The organism is Candidatus Leptofilum sp. (assembly GCF_965223525.1).
Taxonomy (GTDB): domain Bacteria; phylum Chloroflexota; class Anaerolineae; order Promineifilales; family Promineifilaceae; genus Leptofilum.
The window spans coordinates 2,189,621-2,206,256 of sequence record NZ_OZ245005.1 but is presented as its reverse complement, the minus strand read 5'-3'; the positions used below and the strand labels follow the sequence as shown (position 1 = coordinate 2,206,256).

The window sequence follows — 16,636 nt, the reverse complement described above, 5'->3', positions numbered from 1 at the left end:
ATTCTTTTTGGCTTTTACACAGAAGATTAAGGCTCTCAAACAATTTCTTTCTATCGCCGCAATTGCACCTTATAATCAGGCAAAACCTCTCAAAAAGGAGCGATTGATGAAACGACTTTGGACTTTATTATTGCTTTTGTGCAGCACGGCCGTTTTCCTCATAGCATGCAGCGATAACCAGGCAGCAGAAGCTGTGGTGCCGACTGAATCGCCAGAAACCGCTACCATCACCGTCCCCCCAACAGCCCCGCCCGAAGAAGTAAGCATAGACACCAGTGACCTCACCCTCATTGGCCAAACCGGGAGACCCCAGCTACTGAATGTCTACGCCAGTTGGTGATCCACCTGACGCGCGAATGCGCCTATCGTGGATAGGCTAGAACGTGATTTTTCTGCGGAAATTGACTTTTTCTTGTTGGACGTTGATATTGCTGACTCCCGGCTGTACATGGATGAGTACGCCATCCGTACTCGATCCACTTATGTCTTACTTAATGCTGCCGGCGAAGAAGTCATGCGCTGGAATGGTCCACTGGACGGGAACCAGGTCACAGCAGATATAATCAGTTTCCTGGACAATACCCAATAATCTGCAATTCTGTTTCAGTTTAGCTAAAACAGGACGGCCGTATCGCAAGGGCCGTCCTGCTTTATAACTTACTCTGCTTCTGTGGGATGGGCTGGCACAATAATTTTATCTGCTGCCAACAGAGGTCCAGGATTTATTCGGCGCAGGATGACGGCCGTTGTGCCGAACTGATCCGCCAAGCCCAACCAGGTATCTCCCAAAGCAACCGTGTATTCTGCTACGCACGGCGAGCCATGTGCCTCGCCCTCGCTGCCTACATTTGGCACAGTTATAACCGCACCTGGTTTAATCCAATTTGGGTTGGCTAGCTGTGGATTTGCCCGACGAACGGCCGCATAATCTGCCCCATAACAGCGAGCAATTTGCATTAACCAATCACCCACCTGAACCTGATGCTCAACAGTGGCGCCTACGGCCGGTAAATCTGTATTGTCAGACGGCGGCGGTTCTTCTACAGGGGCTGGCTCATCCTCAACCTCTTCTTCTGGTGGTTCTTCACCACTCTCTTCCGGCTCCTCTTGCACAGCAGCCGATTCATCAGGAGGTTCAACAGGTGGGTCAATGATGGTAGTATCCTCTGGGTTATCAACCGGATCAACCGATAGTGGGGCAGCTGGAATGGGATCCTCTTCTTGCTGACAGCTTGTTACCAAAATTAGGCTAAACATCAAAAAAAATATAACTGGAACACGAACGAAATGAATCTTCATCATCTTCTCTCCTCTAAAGTGTGTTGTAAATCCTTGCAAGCTACATCCCAACATCGCCACAGTTGACGATGGCTATTTCAGGCTACAAATCAATCGATCTACAAGGATTCGGCAAACTGACACCATCTCGTGTCAGAAAATCTCAGGTGAGAAAGAAAAAGAAGTAGGAACACTCAAAACTCGTGGTTTAATCTTATCGCAAAATTTATGTAAAAGCCAAAAAGCATCTTTAATTAGGTCGCGTGCAAATTTGGCTTTTACTTGAGCAAACCACAGAGAAATCGCGCTTCGATTTTCAAAATATTTTCTGTGGTTTGCATAAAAAGGCCAAAAAATTATCGTAAGAAAGCATAAGGCACGCTGTAAGGATAAGATCATATTCTAGATTTGAGCGTAAAGGAAAACACCGTAGATACAATATTGAGGTATTAAGAATGACACCTGTAGCCACCAAGACAACATTAAAGCAAGCCACCCAGAAAAGCGCTACCATCACTCGACTGCCCCTTACCCAACGCAATGCACAACAAGCAAACCGTCGGTTGAAAGCTTTACTGGACTATGCAATCGTCATTCCAGCCCTGATGCTTATCTGGCCCCTGTTTCTCATCCTTGCCATTGCAGTCAAGCTGGATTCTCCAGGCCCCATTATTCACCGTCGGCGTGTACTGGGTCGAGACGGCCGTATCTTCGATGCCTTCAAGTTCCGCACCATGTACATCAACGGTGATGAGATTTTGGCACAATATCCCAAGCTCAAGGCAGAGCTGAACCAGAACTACAAGCTGAAGTGCGACCCTCGCGTTACCCGCGTAGGCACCTTCTTACGCAAGTTCAGCTTGGATGAGCTGCCCCAACTCTTCAACGTACTGGCACAAGATATGTCCATCATCGGCCCCCGTATCATTGCTCCCGATGAAATTACCAAGTACGGTCAGTGGGGACAAACATTGCTCACCGTGATGCCAGGTTTAACCGGTTTGTGGCAAGTAAGCGGCCGTTCCAACACCACTTACGATGACCGCGTAAAGCTAGACATGCAATACATTGACAACTGGTCCGTCTTCCTGGACATCAAAATCCTGTTCAAAACCATTCCCGCCGTCATGAAAGGTGACGGCGCCTATTAAACTTAACGAATTCCCTGATTCCTCCCCAACCTGAAAACCTCCGCAATGCGGAGGTTTTCTTTTTAACAAAAAAGGCTCCCTTGTCACAAGGAAGCCTTTTTGGGGATATTCTTATTTCGTGCAAAGATTACCGGCGTTGCCGTTGTGCCTTGCGCTGCCGACGAACCGCTTTCTTCTTTTCGATACGTTGAAGCTCACTTTTGGAAACAAACCAACGCTTACGACGCACATCAGCTAGCACTTTGCTTTTGATAACCGATTTGTTAAAGCGGCGCAGTAGCTGCTCTTGCGATTCGTTTGACCGTAATTCAACTTTTGGCAGTGTTCTCACCCCCTTTTTGGGACAATTTCATCTAAAAATGATACCTTCGGTGCAACAAACCTCGCACCACCCCTAAGTTTACCTTCTCCAGTAAGAATCGCAAAATGATTTTAGCGTTTTGCTTACAAGGCCAAAAAGTCCCGTCCCTGCAACCGTTCGTCAATTTTTTGCCAGATTTGGTCTAAATGTTCCTCGTATCGTACATAATTTAAGTTGTTTGTATCAATGGTTAACATTGCGCTCCGTGCAAAATTTTCTGCCCATGCTTCATATAGCTCATTCAGCCGCATCAAATATGATTCGGCAATATTTTGCTCATAGTCGCGGCCTCGTTGGGCAATGCGCTGCCGCAATGTAGGCACAGAGGCCTTGAGATAAATAACAAGATGGGGGGGCGTTAACACTGTCGCCAACGTTTGGTACAGGTCGTAGTAGCAAGCCCAATCGCGCTGGCTCATGTTACCCTGCATGTACAAATTGCGAGCAAAAATTTCGGCATCTTCATACACGCTGCGATCTTGAATGATGGCATTTTCTCGTTGGAGCAAAAAGTGATGTTGGCGCAATCGCCGAGATAGGAAAAATATTTGGGAATTAAAGCTCCAGCGACTCATATCCTCGTAAAAATCGGCCAAATAGGGGTTTTCGGTTACGGCTTCGTATACTGGTTCCCATCCTGTACGGTTGGCCAGCAAGTTCACCAGTGTGGATTTACCAACCCCAATGTTCCCTGCAATCGTAATAAAATATTTTGGCATTGAGCTTAATCCTTGTTGATTTGGCTAGTAGAAGAGAAAGTAACAGAAAATAAATCCAGTATACAGAAAGCCAACAGTGGTGGACAAAATAACCAGCTTTTCTGAACGGGGTGCTTCTGGTGCGCGCCAAAAGCGATGCAGCAAGGCTGGCAAGCCTATGAAACCAAAAGGTAGTGAATACCAGGGCATTGTCCCATTGAGTACAAAAATAAGAGCGATCATAATGCAAACGGCCGTTGCCAACCGCAACCCCATCACAATACGCTTCTTGCCGACCTTTGTGGTAAATGTGCTGCCACTCCGGGCATCTACTGCAAAATCGCGCGCTTGTTGCTCAAGTTGGGCTGTTAAGGAGGCCAAAAAGAGGATGGCTACCAACGCCCAATCTAGCAAGCTCCAGGCAGCCCGAATGAGGCACATGCTCACCGTGTATGGAAATGTTTGCACAAAAATTGCATGCGTCAATAAGTCGAGGCCAGGCCGATTTTTCAGCCGGATTGGGGGAGCAGAATACGCCCAGGCAACGAAGCAGCTAATCCCCCAAAGGAGCCAACCGCGCCAACCAAATTGAGCATAAGCCTGGGCCAAAACAAGCAACAACGCTGCGGAAACAAGAAAGAGTTTCTGCTCCGGAACGGATTGCTGAACAAAGTAGTTCCAGCTCTTTTTTTGACTATCCAAAACGTCGAATGGGGCATCATAATAATCGTTGAGGGCAAAGGCAAACCAGTACCCCGCGCCGATTGCTAGAACCAGAACGGCCGTTTCCCAGCGAATCGCGTCGTGAATAAACAACGGCAATGTGGCCACCACCAGCGTCACTTGCCAGGCGTCCATGTGATTATAAACTAATTTCAGATAAGCAATTCTGGGGGAAATTGTTGGGCACTTCTGCTCTTGAGCCATGCAAAACGTTGCTCGGTTTTGGCTGGCTCGGTGCAAAATTTGTGAGTAAGAGCCAGATTAATTTTCTAAAGGTGGCAACAGCTCACCCACTGTTTTTAGCAATTTATCAGGCATTACGGGTTGAGGCAAATATCTATTGGCACCTGCGGCTAATCCCTCCCGCCTACTCCCTCCATCGGCTCTGGCGCTGACGATGATGATGGGGAGTTCGGCCGTTTTGGGATTTTGGCGCACCTGCTCACACACGGCAAAGCCATTCATTTTGGGCATCATCACATCCAACGTCATTAAATCTGGTACGTAACCATCCAGAACTAGCAACGCTTCTGTCCCGTCCGCAGCTTCCTTCACGCCAAAGCCAGCACGCTCCAATATTAAGCGTAATAACTGTCGCTTCATTGGATCATCATCTACAACTAATACGGAATATCCCATGATCATCTGCCTTTTCATAAATCAATAAACCCAAAACTATGGGGATTCAATCTATAAAACAAATATGACAATTAATCTATAGAGCCTGATGATCATTTATTATGCAATGATGCGTCCTTTGAAAATAAGAAGCTCAACCGGAAATAGAATTGGCCTCATTATATAAAATTTTTATAAATTTTCATAGCAGTTACACAATTTCAATTTGAGAGCCAACGGCCGTTTTCCGAACTTCAATGTGGGTAGGAAAGGCATCACGCAGTTCGTCAATGTGGGTGATTATCAAAATGCGGCGAAAATCTTCCTGAATGGTGTTGATGGCTTCAATGAGCCGCTGACGGCCGTTCGGGTCTTGACTGCCAAAGCCTTCATCAATTACCAGCGTTTGCAGCCGCGCCCCTGCCCGCTTGGCCAGTAGCTGCGACAGTGCCAGCCGGATGGCAAAATTAACCCGGAACTGCTCGCCGCCACTGTAATTGTCATACGGCCGTTCCCCTGCACTGTCTCGAATATGAATATCCAATGTTTCAGCTAGCCCGTCTCGGCTTTTGAGCTGGCGCTGTGTGGCAAATGAAACGCGCATTTCGCCACCTGTTAGCCGATCCAACAGTTCGTTGGCGCGTTCTTCAATTTCTGGTAACGCTTGCTCAATGAGCAGAGCCTGAACGCCACTTTTGCCACATGCTTTTTCTAGCAGCTTGAGCCTTTGAATTTGTTGGGTAACGGCCGTTCGCGTTTCGCCCAATGCTTTTTTCCGCTCCCGCTGATCGCCCAACACCTCTAGCCGGTTTTGGGCAACGGCCACTTTTTGGTTAGCCGCAATTTGCTCCTCGCGTAAATCGAAGACATCTCGTTCGACACCACGCAAATCCCCGCCATCGGCTGTCATTTGGGTTAGTTCGGCAACGGCCGTTTCATGCTGCTGGGTTCGTTCTGTCAAAGAGGCTTCCTGCTCGGCAATGCGTTTGCTGCCTTCCGACAGCGCATCTTGCAATGGCTTAACTGCGGCCTCTGCTTGTTTGAGCCTTTGGTACTGCTCCGGCACATCGGCAAGGGCTTGCCGCGCCCCCCGAGCCTGGGCGTGGGCTTCAGCCTCGTAGCCCAGTTCAGCCAGTTCCGCGTTGAGGTTCAGCAACGCCCGCCGCGCCTGGGTAGCAAAGTCATCATTTGCTAACTGCTGCCTGACCATTTTAACCGTATCTTGCCCAGACTCGGCCCAATCAATCATAAAACGATTCAGTTCAGCCAGGCGCGCCTCGTCGTTTGCCAGGTGCTGTTCAAGCTGACGGCGTTCATTTTCCAACGTGGGCTTGGCCTGCACGGCCGTTCCCAATGCAACCACCTGCTCCCGCAAATCAGCCAAATGTTCGGCCGCCAATGCTGCTTCAAGCTCCGCCAAGCGGGTCGCCTCGCCCGCTTCCCACTCGGCTAGCTGTTGGCCAATTTCATCCAGACGCGCCTGCGCCTGTGCCTGGCGCGTTTGCTGCGTTTGTAGTGATTTTTCTAACTGAGGCCGCTGCGCCAGCGTTTGCCCCAGTTCAGCAATTTGGCCAGTTAGCGTTTCGATGGTTTGCACATTGCTCCGATACCGATCACCCAAACTGGTGCCTTCAGCACGTAGCTCGCCCACCACCTGAGTACGGTGGTCGGCGGTGAGTGCCTGGCCGCACAGTGGGCAACTGCCGCCACTTTGTGCTTCTAGCTGCTCAATGCGCGCCTTCAGCCGATTCATCTGCTCTTTCAGGGCGGGCTGGCTGCTTTCCAAACCCACTTTTTCGGCAGTGGCACTGCTATGCGCCTGTTCTTGCTGGCTCAGGTCGGCAAGCTGGGCCGTGAGCTGGCTGATTTGCTGCTGGGCCGTTTGTAAATTTTGGGAAACTGCCGTTTCCTCTTCACGGAGGGCCACCATCCGCCGGGCCTGGTTTTGCAGTCGGCTCAGCTCTCGTATCTGTGCCTCTCGCTCACTTTCCTGCTTTTGTAGCTCGGCGCGTAACTGATGCCATTCGGCCTCTTGGCTATTGAGGGTCTCTAGCTGCGTTTCCAGCGCAGCCAATTCTGCCCTGGCCGCAGTAAGCGCGTCTTCCAGTGACTGCTTCTCATCAGCGGCGGCCTCGGCGCGAGCGGCCTGGGCTTCCAGAGCTTCAAGCTGCTGGGTCAGGCGCGATTTTTCTTCAGCGATGGTGAGTTCGTACGGCCGTTTGCGCTGTTCAATCTGGTTAAAAGCATCCGCCCGCTCCTGCCAGCTTTGGAAGGTATCTTCTGCTTCCTGCCACGCGGTGTACTTTGTGGTGATGGCTTCAGCCTCGTCCAAAATGGCCGCGTAGCCATCCCGCTCCTGTTGCCGCTGGGTTTGGCTGCGCTGGAGGCTCTCCAGCTGCGCCTTTGCCCGGTTCACGTTGGTTGCCAAAGTTTCAACGAGTTGCTTGTGTTGCTGAACGGCCGTCTCTGCCCGGCGCAGCTGCTGTAGCAGAGCTTCCTTATCGTTCAATCGCTCGGTGATGCTTTCCAGGACGATTTTGGCTTCGGTAACGGCCGTTTGCCGCGCCACTTCTTGCTCTAGCTCCACATCAATTTCCGCAATCTGGTGGTCTAGCAAATCAAGCTGCCGCTCTTCATTCTTGCGGCGATTGGCTGCCAGCTCACGGTATTTTTCCCAAACAGTTACCCCCAGCAAATCGGCCAAAATTTCTTTGCGGCGATTGGGTGTCTTGGTGGTGAACTCATCTGCCTTGCCCTGCAACAAAAAGCTGGCATTGATGAAGGTGTCATAATTCATCCGCAGCAAGTTCTCGATAGCTGCCTGCGTATCACGCAGCTTGCCTTCGGTGAGCGTTTTCCAGGCATTGTCTCCGGCAGCAATTTGCAGATCGAGCCGGGTGATTTTGCCTTTGCGTTTACTGCGCGTCACCTTGTAAAGCGTGCTTTCCAGCTCAAATTCCAGGCTCACCTCAGCCGCCTCATCATCAATGGCAGAAAGGCGATTAACCAGATCATCATCACTACGGCTGCGGCTCTGGCCAAACAGCACCCAGGTAATGCTGTCTAAAATGGTAGATTTTCCGGCACCGTTCGCCCCGGAAATACAGGCTAAATGAATACCGGCAAAGGGAAGTACGGCCGTTTCCCGATAAGACAAAAAGTTGGAAATCTCTAATTTTGTCGGAATCATAATTCGTCTGCCAAAACCCCTTTTGCCATTTCCAGCAACACCTCAATCTCTTCGTTGTCCATCTCCTCACTCACCCAGTAGGTTTCCAGCAACTCTAGTGGCGTCATCGTCTCTACCCCTGCCGCATCCCCCAAGCGTGATCGCTTGCTGGTCAGGTAGTGCTTTTGAATTTTCACATCAAACGCATCTTTAAAATGGGCTAAAATAGCTCGCTCATCCAGCAATGGCTCATCGTCTCGCGGAAAGTGCAAGCGCACCCGGCAAATGGCATCAGCCACGTCTTCAGCCGCCGGAAGCTGGCTAAGAATGTCTTCCATGAAATGCTCAGTACGCGGCGTAATCGGGTCTGGATCAATAAAACGGCGCGTTTTGAGCATCCGATATTCCCAATGCGTTTCCCCCTTGCCCACCTCGGCCAACACAAAGCGTTTATCTTCTTTTTCGCCAAAATCTATGCGCTCAATAGAGCCAGGGTAAACAATGGGAGGATGGCTATCCTTGCCAGAAAGTAGCTGCGGTTTGTGAATATGCCCCAGCGCCACGTAATCTAGCTTGGGATTGTTCACCAGCCCGCCACTGAGCACGAGTTCGTGCCCCAACATCACCGTGCGCTCACTGCCATATTTGGCGCCGCTCACGCTAGTATGCGCCGTTAAAATGAGCGGAATGTCTGGGTCGGCTTTTTCAATGAGGCTGGTAATCCGTTGGGTCACCAGCTCCTCTAGCTGCCGATAGATCTCTTCGATAGTGCGCCCCAATGTGTTGACACGCCCGACCAACATGCTGCGCGAAAGCCAGGGTACAGCAATCACCTGCACCGGCAGACCAAGCTCGTCTGGTTTCCACAGTTTCAAGCCATCGGCCACATGAATGTGGGGTACGCTCAGGGTGCTAAATTCGTGCAGGGTGTGGGCGCGCCCCACCGCTGGAGAAACATCGTGGTTGCCCACCAGCAGCAGCGTGGGAATGCCCGCCCCAGAGAGGCGCATCATCCGCTCACCCCAAGCGCGTTGGAAGGTGGGCTGGGGGTTGCGATCTTTGTACGCATCCCCGGCAAAGATGACCAAATCCACTTTCTCTTTGATGGCGGCATCTACAATTTGGTCTAGCGCGTTTAAAAAGTCCATCACGCGCCTGGGGAGGCCGGTTTTGGGATCGTGACGGCCGTAATTGGCAATATCAATATGGGCATCTGCAAAATGAAGCAACCGAACTGGCTTATCAGTAGACATGTTTTCCTTCGGGGATATTTTTTGCCACAGAGAACACAGAGAGCTAAGAGTTTCTTCTCTTTTTCCTCTGTGTCCTCTGCGGCTAATCTTTATTCTTCAACAATGATGCGGTAATTGGAGCCATCCGACTGGCCAAAGATGCGCTCTACCATCACATAATAACGCCCTGTGGGCAACAACAGCGTCACCGCCTCGCTTTGGTTTCCTGCCAGCGTACCGCTACCGCGCACGCTTTTGTCGGTATCATAAATAGTTACGTTGTAGTCGCTGCCGCTGGGAATTTGGCTTAACCGTATCGTCACAAAATCTGCGCTGAGCTGATCGAAATAAAAAGCATCAAAGAAGTCAAATGAACCATTAAATTGATGGGTTTGGGCGACGTTGAGCTGTAACCGTTGCGCCACGCTAAAATTATCGTTGAACTGGTTTGCTCCATCGAGAATAATTGGCAAGTAATTGGTCTCTCCCAACAAAAGAAGCCGCTGCACGGTGGATGTTACGGCATAATCTATCGTGTCGTACCCGCCAGTAACGTACAGATAGTTGCCCACAAATTGCCCTTCCGGGAAGGCGCGCGCCCGCAAGGTGGTGGTGCCGCCCAAATCATACGTCACGTCCAAAATTTGCCAACCGGCTCCAGGGTTCAAGGGATCGAACATTTCGACTTCCGGGACGGCGCTGTTGCTGAAATCCAAACCACCAAAAACGTACCATTTGCCATCTGGAGCCACTGCGCTGCTCGCGCCGTAGCGGGCGATATTCATCGGCGGTAGCGGATCCCACTGGCCGTTGCCCGCTGGCTGATAATATTCACCACCGGGCAGTAGCTGATTGTTGTCGTCAATACCACCCACGACGTAGATGCCATCGTTGGTCCACACGGCTGTATGCCCATAACGCGGCACATCCATGTCTGGTATGGCAGTTATCCAGGTGTTGGTGCTCAAGCTAAAGAATGAAACATCGTTGTGAACCGTCGCCGAATTTTGCAGAAAGTCTGTGTTGCTAATGCCACCAATGAGATAATAGCCGCCCTCGTCGTCGGGAACAACCGCCTGCGCCCAGCCAACGGCCACCGGGGGTGGGTCACGATCTGGCTCCCAAAGGCCGGCCCCCACGCTAAACACATGATGCGACCCAACCATACTGTTGCCATCATAGCCGCCGGGGATGAAGATACGGCCGTTCAGGTATGCGGCCGTTACATCTGTCAGTTTGGGATCAGGCATTGGGGCTAAAGGGGTCCAGCTATCCAGTGCGGGATTGTAGCGGTAAGGCGTATTCGCAGCCTCAATATCGGGTGTACCAACAGCATTGGTTTGCCCACCCAGTACATAAATTTGCCCATCGGCATTTACTGAGGCGTGGCGCGCCCTGGCAGGGCCAGCCGCTGCCAACGTTGCCCATTTGGTGGGAATCGGATCGAGGACAAAGAAGATATCCAGTTCCAACGTACCCGGTTCGGCTGCGTTCCAGTCGGCCACCTCTACAAAGTAAGTCACATCTTTAGACACATTAAACGTCACCCGCGAGGCAAAGCCCTGGTAATCGTCGTTGCAGGCAACCAAATCGAGTGTGGCTGCGCCGCAACTGCCCGTGTGTACTGCCAAAATGGTGTCGTAACTGTTGGGGTTAAAGTTATTGGCAGTGTCTATGGTGACACGGCCGTTGCTGGTGGGCGTAAATTGATACCAAACCGTGCGATACCCCTCGGGGCGGCTAGGGCTGCCCCAGGCGCAGGTCAGCACCGGGTCTTCACTCCCTTCTGTCATGCTGTTGACAACTGTCGTTTCACCCACGCCGGAACCGTTTAAAGTAATGGTGGTGGCGTTAGAACAGCTGTCGGCGGCAGCGGTGGCAATGAGCGGGGCTTCAGGCAGCGGCTGCAATGTCATCTTTTGTACGGGCAGGGCTCCCGGCACCACGCTGGGCGCGGCAGCAACCACCGCTGGTGCGGGCGTGGGGATATTCACAATGCCCAGGCACAGCAGCAAAATAGATAACAGAAATGTGAGGTGACGCATAACCAAAGCCTCCGGCAAACTTGTAACCAGTGTTGGAAGTTACCAATCGCGCAATATGTGGCGATTGTACCAAACTGCCGGGGCAATTGGCTATTTTAGACATTCGTTACTCAGTTTCTCAACATATTTCTAAGCAACACTTGTCACACTAAGTGCAACGAAGAATCCCAGCCAAGTTGGCTGGGATTCTTCATTTCGCCGCGCTTCATTTGAACTACTAAGGAAGGAGTAAATGCAGATCGCCGAATTCATGCCAGAGGTAGCGATGTTGCAACGCCTGTTCATATGCCAGTGATAGGTGGCCTGGATTCGCCAGGGCAGCCAACATTGCCAAATGGGTGGCACGCGGTTCATGCAGGCCAGTCAGCAAGCCATCCACTGCGCGTACGCCCCGTTGCGGCGTGATGAACAAATCCGTCCAGCCGGAGCCAGCGTGAGTAACGCCTGCTTCATCAGTTACCGTTTCCAGAGCGCGAATGACGGTTGTGCCCACGGCGATAACGCGTCGTTCCTGCTGCCGCGCCTGGTTTACCAGCACGGCCGTTTCCGACGGCACCCGGTAATGTTCTTCATACGGGGCTTCGTGGTCTTCTAAACTGGCCACCCCGGTGTGCAGCAGCAGCGGTGCAAACTGAATGCCGCGTGCCACCAGTTGCGTCATTAGCTCCGGCGTAAAAGCGCGGCCAGCAGAAGGCATTTCGGCACTGCCTGGCTCTGTGGCAAAAACCGTCTGGTAATAATCCAGCGACCAGGCATCTGGCACATAGCTGTAGCGAATGGGGCTGCCGTGTGCGGCCAGGTAGCTGGTGAGCGGCAGCGGCAACTGCAATGTTGCCAACCATAGCCGCACGGGCTGGCCCGGGCAGTGGCGCAACGCCAGATTGTGGGGCGTGAGCAGCCGTGCCGTGCCGCCTGCAGGTAAGGTGAGCAACATCCCGGCCTGACCATCCTTAAAAGGTTCGGTGGCTGTGGTAGACGGCCGTCTTAACTCCACACTCCATAAACCAGCAGGAAGCTGGGTGGACAGGTGCAGCCACAGTTCAGTCCCATCTGGCAGGGTGGCTGGCAAGGCGGCATTCATGGTGCGGCTGGTGTTCAGCACCAGCAGGTCGCCCGCCTGCAAATGGTCACCAAGCTGCCGAAAGTGCGTGTGCTGCACCCGGTCATCCTGGTAATGAGACACCATGAGCCGCACATCGTCGCGGGCCAGCCCACGCGCTTCTGGCGGTTCGCTGGCCTCTAACCCCGGCGGCAGCTCAAACTCCAGCGCAGGCAAATGAGCGATAGCATTTTGGGTAGCCGAAGCTGGCGGAGAGAGCAGGGTCATCATGCTACTGCCTCCACCGGAAAATTTTGCGCCTGATAACGGCCGTTTGGCAAATTGCCGTTGATGAGCCCCATAAAACCGGGCAGGCTCGCCTCTGGCAGCGGTCGGTCGCTAATATCTTCGCCGGGGAACGCTTCTTGGTGCATCTGCGTTCGCATATCGCCCGGATCAACCCAGTAAACGCGGACATCAGGCAACTGGTCTGCTAGCTCCACTGCAAAAATTGCAGAAAGATGCTCAAACGCCGCCTTGCTGGCCCCGTAACCACCCCAGCCTGCATAAGGTTCTACGGCCGCATCGCTGGTGATGTTGATGATGCGAGCGGTGGGCTTGAGCGTACCCGCAACGGCTTGCAGCACGCCAAGCTGGGCAACCACATTAACTTGGAAAACCGTCTCTAGTACATCGAGCTGGTAATCCAACAGGGCTGGCTGGGGGCTTGGCCCCAAAATTCCGGCGTTGTTTACCAGCAAATCGAGGCCACCTGCCGCCCGAACCGCTACCGCCAATGCTTGTCGGTGTGCTTTTTGGCTGATGTCGCCGGGAACGGCCGTTACCGTTGTCCACTGTTCTAATTCTTGATGTGCCTGACTTAGGGCCGCTTGCCCACGCGCATTGATGATGAGCTGCCAGCCTGCCTGGGCCAGCGTTCGCGCCAACGCCAGGCCAAGCCCGCGCGAGGCACCCGTGATCAGTGCAGTTTTCACGTTTGTATTCATGGGAACTCTCCATTTTTAGTATGATTGATAAGGAAATTGTAGAGGAACGGCCGTCTCCCCACCCCAGGCGAGAGACCAGAACCGACCTTGCAAAAGGTACGGCCGTTTGCCTGTCCATAAGATCAGCTATTCAAAATTTTCGTTACGCAGTTTGGTTCCCAACTAATATTTGCTAAAATTCTGTTACAGTTGTTTCTATTTTGTTCTTGCAAGCGCAAAACATTGGCTAATTTATGAATAAAGAGTGGAGTACTACAACACGCTATTTTGTCTTTGCCCTGGTTCTTGCCGGATTTATTTGGTTCATCACCGCAGCTGAGGCGCTCATTGGCGCATTGGCCATTTCTGCACTGCTAGCATACTTGCTTAACCCTATCGTGACAGTGGTAAACCAGCGAGCGCGTGTAGCGCGGTCACTGGTAGTTTTTCTCGTTTACCTGCTCTCATTGGGCGCCATCATCACCGTCACCATCATCTTCATACCCGCCATTCCAGAGCAAACCGCCAGCTTTTTGGAAGATATGCAAACATTGATGACCCAGGCTGAACAGGATTTTCTGGCCGAGCCCATTGTTATTCTCAACACTGAGATTGCTCTGGACGGATTGTTGCCTGAGGCAGACCTTTCTGAACTGGTTTCCTCTTTCATTCGCGCCGACATCATTGTGCAGCTACTGCAAACCAGCACCACTAATCTTGGCTGGATTTTGGTCGTGCTGGTTGCCACCTACTATTTGCTGCAAGATTGGGATAAATTGCGAGAATGGCTGTTTAGCTGGGCACCAGGTCCGTTTGAGTCTGATTTTCGGCGACTTTACGATGAAATTAAGCTGGTGTGGAATCGGTATTTTCGGGGGCAGCTACGGCTCTCGATTATTGTAGGGCTGCTCACAGGGGCTGGTTCGCTCATTTTAGGCTTGCCTGGGGCAATTCTGTTTGGGGTGTTTGCCGCCATCTTCGATGTGTTGCTCTCGGTTGGCCCAGCTATCATCATGGTTATTGCCACCGTGGTTGCTTTGTTGGCTGGCTCAAACACCCTGGCAGTTTCCAATACGATCTTTGCTTTTATTGTGCTGGCCTTTAATTTGGGCATACAAGGGATCGAAAATATTTGGCTGCGCCCGCGCATCATGAGTTCCAGCGTGCGAATTCATCCAGCCATCATTTTTATTGCCATTGTGGGGTCGCTCTCGTTGGCGGGTGTCCTGACGGCACTGATCATTGTGCCGGTCTTGGGCTCCATTGCCGTGATTAGCCGCTACACCTATCACAAACTGTTCAAAATGGACCCGTGGGCAGACAATGCCCGGATGGCTTCACGGATCATTGAAGAGCCCGAGGAAGCAGAAACGGCCGCATCCACGCAGAATACGGCCGTTGAATCTTCAGACTAAAAAAGCCACCGACTAAAGAAGCTTTTCGAGATATTGAAAGAAAATATTCTCTAAAATCTCTGTGCACTCTGTGGCAAATCTACAACTTCGTCAAAATCTCGTACCCAGATTTGGTAACTGCCACCGTGTGCTCAAATTGCGCCGAGAGAGAGCCATCCTTCGTAATCACCGTCCAGCCATCCTTCAGCAAAATCCACTCATGCCCGCCCTGGTTAATCATCGGCTCAATGGTAAACGTCATGCCGGGGCGCAGCTTGGGGCCACGGCCGTTCTGACGAATGTGCAGCACGGAGGGCGAATCGTGCAAGATGCGCCCAATGCCATGCCCGCCCCACTCGTGCACCACAGACACGCCCTTGCTATCGGCAAAATCATGGATGGCGCGGCCAATATCGTACAAATAGCCACCCGGCTTCACCGCCTCAATGCCCACATAAAGTGCCTCTTCGGCCACCTGTAGCAGGCGTGCCGCCGCTGGCGGAACCGTACCCACCGGAAAAGTGTAGCAGGCATCCCCACAGTAACCTTTGTATTTCAGGCCAATATCAATTCCAATGATGTCGCCATTATTGAGAATGCGGTCATCGGGCAAACCATGACAAATTTCGTGGTTAACAGAAGCACAAATAACGCCGGGGAACGGCGGATGGTTGTTGCCGCTACCTTTGTACCCTTTGTAAAGCGGCTCGGCCCCCCGCTCGGCAATGTAATTTTCTACCATTTGGTCCAATGCGCGAATGCTCACCCCTGGCCGAATATTTTCTTTTAGCAAAGCAAAACATTCGGCCACCATCCGGCCAGAATCTCGCATCCGGGAGATTGCTTTGGCATTTTTCAATCGCATAAAATGTCCTTCATTTATGTATATTTTGTTCGAGAGCGAAGTATAGCACACAAGAAAAAGAGCCTGCCAATCAATGTAAAGCTCTCCAGCACAATGTTTATGCGAAGTCAAAGGTTCGTAGGGCAAGTTTGCTTTGAGGTACGTTGCTACTTTCTTTTGTAGGATTTTGTAGCGATATTTTAGACAAAATACGATATGATATTTGTACTCATACAACGAATGGGCTAACCTCTTGAAGTGACGAGTAGTCTTTGTCTATCTCCTAATTAGTTTCGCACCTTCTAAGCAGATAGAATATTACTCATCATACTCAATACGCTGGTAAAATCGTTACTTTTTCCACTGCCTGAGGCAGTGGCTTAAGCCCTTAATTAACGCGAAAAATAATTGCTAAGAATTTTTATGGCTCATAGTAACCGTGGCCTTTCCAATCAACCCAATTTAACGGGACTTCTTCTAGCTTTACTCCTTGCACTCGCTGTAAGGATTGGAGCACTTGTTCAGCATTCGTGGAAACTTCAACAAAACTAAGCGAAATCACAGGGGTGTCAGGCAAAACATTCCCGTTCTTAAAAGTATCAGTTCGATTGAAATCTGCACACTCCCCTGCCGAAATGAGCAAACCGTGCCGAGGGTAATATAAGTATCCAACCATACATAGTTGATGCTCTCCATCAACAAGCATGTGAACTTTTTCTGGCGGTCCAAAGGTTTCAATAAAATCATCGAGAACAAGCGATGCAGATGGATCAAAATCAATTTGTTGAACAATTCCTTCAGAAAAGTAAATGTGGACTTTATCTTCGTTTTGCGTGTTTAAAAATAACGAGCCATCACCCAAATAACGTGCTGATCTATCAATCAAACTTCCTTCCACCAACAAATTTAATGCCTCTAACTGTGTGCTTTCGCCGGGGGTTATGTTTTCCCAACAGGGTAACGCGCAAGCCTCGTCTAGCAAAAAGCTGTAGGTGCCTTGGGGTGGATGTGTACTCAAATAAAAAAGATAACCGCCAACGATAATTACAAGCAAAAAACCAATAAGCAGAATCAATCTAAATCGTTTATTCATATTAG

16 protein-coding genes are annotated in these 16,636 nt (G+C 51.1%); 4 read left to right on the top strand and 12 right to left on the bottom strand.

Translation table 11 applies throughout. The features are described 5' to 3' along the window. Positions 1–106: 106 nt before the first annotated feature. A complete protein-coding gene (locus ACOQPM_RS26500; RefSeq protein WP_420631403.1) occupies positions 107–340 on the top strand; it encodes a hypothetical protein in 234 nt (77 codons plus the stop codon). Positions 341–367: 27 nt separating this feature from the next. Beyond that, on the top strand, positions 368–589 hold the full coding sequence (locus ACOQPM_RS26495; protein WP_420631402.1) for a hypothetical protein: 222 nt from the start codon (positions 368–370) through the stop codon (positions 587–589). A 68-nt stretch (positions 590–657) separates the two neighbouring features. Here the strand turns inward: ACOQPM_RS26495 and ACOQPM_RS26490 are convergent, their stop codons facing one another. Next, positions 658–1,302: a LysM peptidoglycan-binding domain-containing protein gene (locus ACOQPM_RS26490; RefSeq protein WP_420631401.1), complete on the bottom strand. Its 645-nt coding sequence runs from the start codon at positions 1,300–1,302 to the stop codon at positions 658–660. A gap of 431 nt (positions 1,303–1,733) precedes the next feature. On the opposite strand from ACOQPM_RS26490, the gene ACOQPM_RS26485 reads away from it, so the two are divergent. Next, on the top strand, positions 1,734–2,429 hold the full coding sequence (locus tag ACOQPM_RS26485; RefSeq protein ID WP_420631400.1) for a sugar transferase: 696 nt from the start codon (positions 1,734–1,736) through the stop codon (positions 2,427–2,429). A 127-nt stretch (positions 2,430–2,556) separates the two neighbouring features. On the opposite strand, the gene rpsU is transcribed toward ACOQPM_RS26485, so the two are convergent. The 9 genes from rpsU to ACOQPM_RS26440 form a co-directional block, all read right to left on the bottom strand. Continuing rightward, complete coding sequence (rpsU, locus tag ACOQPM_RS26480) at positions 2,557–2,760, bottom strand: 30S ribosomal protein S21 (RefSeq protein ID WP_420631399.1); 204 nt, start codon at positions 2,758–2,760, stop codon at positions 2,557–2,559. A 113-nt stretch (positions 2,761–2,873) separates the two neighbouring features. Next, positions 2,874–3,509, bottom strand: a complete 636-nt coding sequence (locus tag ACOQPM_RS26475; RefSeq protein ID WP_420631398.1) for a deoxynucleoside kinase — start codon at positions 3,507–3,509, stop codon at positions 2,874–2,876. A 24-nt stretch (positions 3,510–3,533) separates the two neighbouring features. After that, positions 3,534–4,346, bottom strand: coding sequence for a UbiA family prenyltransferase (locus ACOQPM_RS26470; protein WP_420631397.1), 813 nt, complete (start codon positions 4,344–4,346; stop codon positions 3,534–3,536). A 126-nt stretch (positions 4,347–4,472) separates the two neighbouring features. Beyond that, a complete protein-coding gene (locus ACOQPM_RS26465; protein WP_420631396.1) occupies positions 4,473–4,850 on the bottom strand; it encodes a response regulator in 378 nt (125 codons plus the stop codon). Positions 4,851–5,040: 190 nt separating this feature from the next. Beyond that, the gene (locus ACOQPM_RS26460; RefSeq protein WP_420631395.1) at positions 5,041–8,019 is read right to left on the bottom strand and encodes an AAA family ATPase; all 2,979 of its coding nucleotides are present in this window, start codon (positions 8,017–8,019) and stop codon (positions 5,041–5,043) included. Next, complete coding sequence (locus ACOQPM_RS26455; protein WP_420631394.1) at positions 8,016–9,251, bottom strand: metallophosphoesterase family protein; 1,236 nt, start codon at positions 9,249–9,251, stop codon at positions 8,016–8,018. Before ACOQPM_RS26455 ends, ACOQPM_RS26460 begins: the two co-directional genes overlap by 4 nt. 89 nt (positions 9,252–9,340) lie before the next feature. Then, complete coding sequence (locus ACOQPM_RS26450; RefSeq protein WP_420631393.1) at positions 9,341–11,275, bottom strand: Kelch repeat-containing protein; 1,935 nt, start codon at positions 11,273–11,275, stop codon at positions 9,341–9,343. Positions 11,276–11,492: 217 nt separating this feature from the next. After that, a complete protein-coding gene (locus ACOQPM_RS26445) occupies positions 11,493–12,602 on the bottom strand; it encodes an S-adenosylmethionine:tRNA ribosyltransferase-isomerase (RefSeq protein WP_420632423.1) in 1,110 nt (369 codons plus the stop codon). After that, complete coding sequence (locus tag ACOQPM_RS26440) at positions 12,602–13,321, bottom strand: SDR family NAD(P)-dependent oxidoreductase (RefSeq protein ID WP_420631392.1); 720 nt, start codon at positions 13,319–13,321, stop codon at positions 12,602–12,604. Before ACOQPM_RS26440 ends, ACOQPM_RS26445 begins: the two co-directional genes overlap by 1 nt. A gap of 233 nt (positions 13,322–13,554) precedes the next feature. On the opposite strand from ACOQPM_RS26440, the gene ACOQPM_RS26435 reads away from it, so the two are divergent. After that, positions 13,555–14,715 (top strand): AI-2E family transporter, encoded by a 1,161-nt coding sequence (locus ACOQPM_RS26435; RefSeq protein ID WP_420631391.1) that lies wholly within the window; start codon positions 13,555–13,557, stop codon positions 14,713–14,715. Between the two features lie 79 nt (positions 14,716–14,794). Here ACOQPM_RS26435 and map read toward each other — a convergent pair whose 3' ends face one another. Both map and ACOQPM_RS26425 read right to left on the bottom strand, forming a co-directional pair. Beyond that, the gene (gene map / locus ACOQPM_RS26430; protein ID WP_420631390.1) at positions 14,795–15,559 is read right to left on the bottom strand and encodes a type I methionyl aminopeptidase; all 765 of its coding nucleotides are present in this window, start codon (positions 15,557–15,559) and stop codon (positions 14,795–14,797) included. Between the two features lie 400 nt (positions 15,560–15,959). After that, positions 15,960–16,631 carry a hypothetical protein gene (locus tag ACOQPM_RS26425; RefSeq protein WP_420631389.1) on the bottom strand — a complete coding sequence of 224 codons (672 nt, stop codon included), beginning with the start codon at positions 16,629–16,631 and terminating at the stop codon, positions 15,960–15,962. Positions 16,632–16,636: the final 5 nt, after the last annotated feature.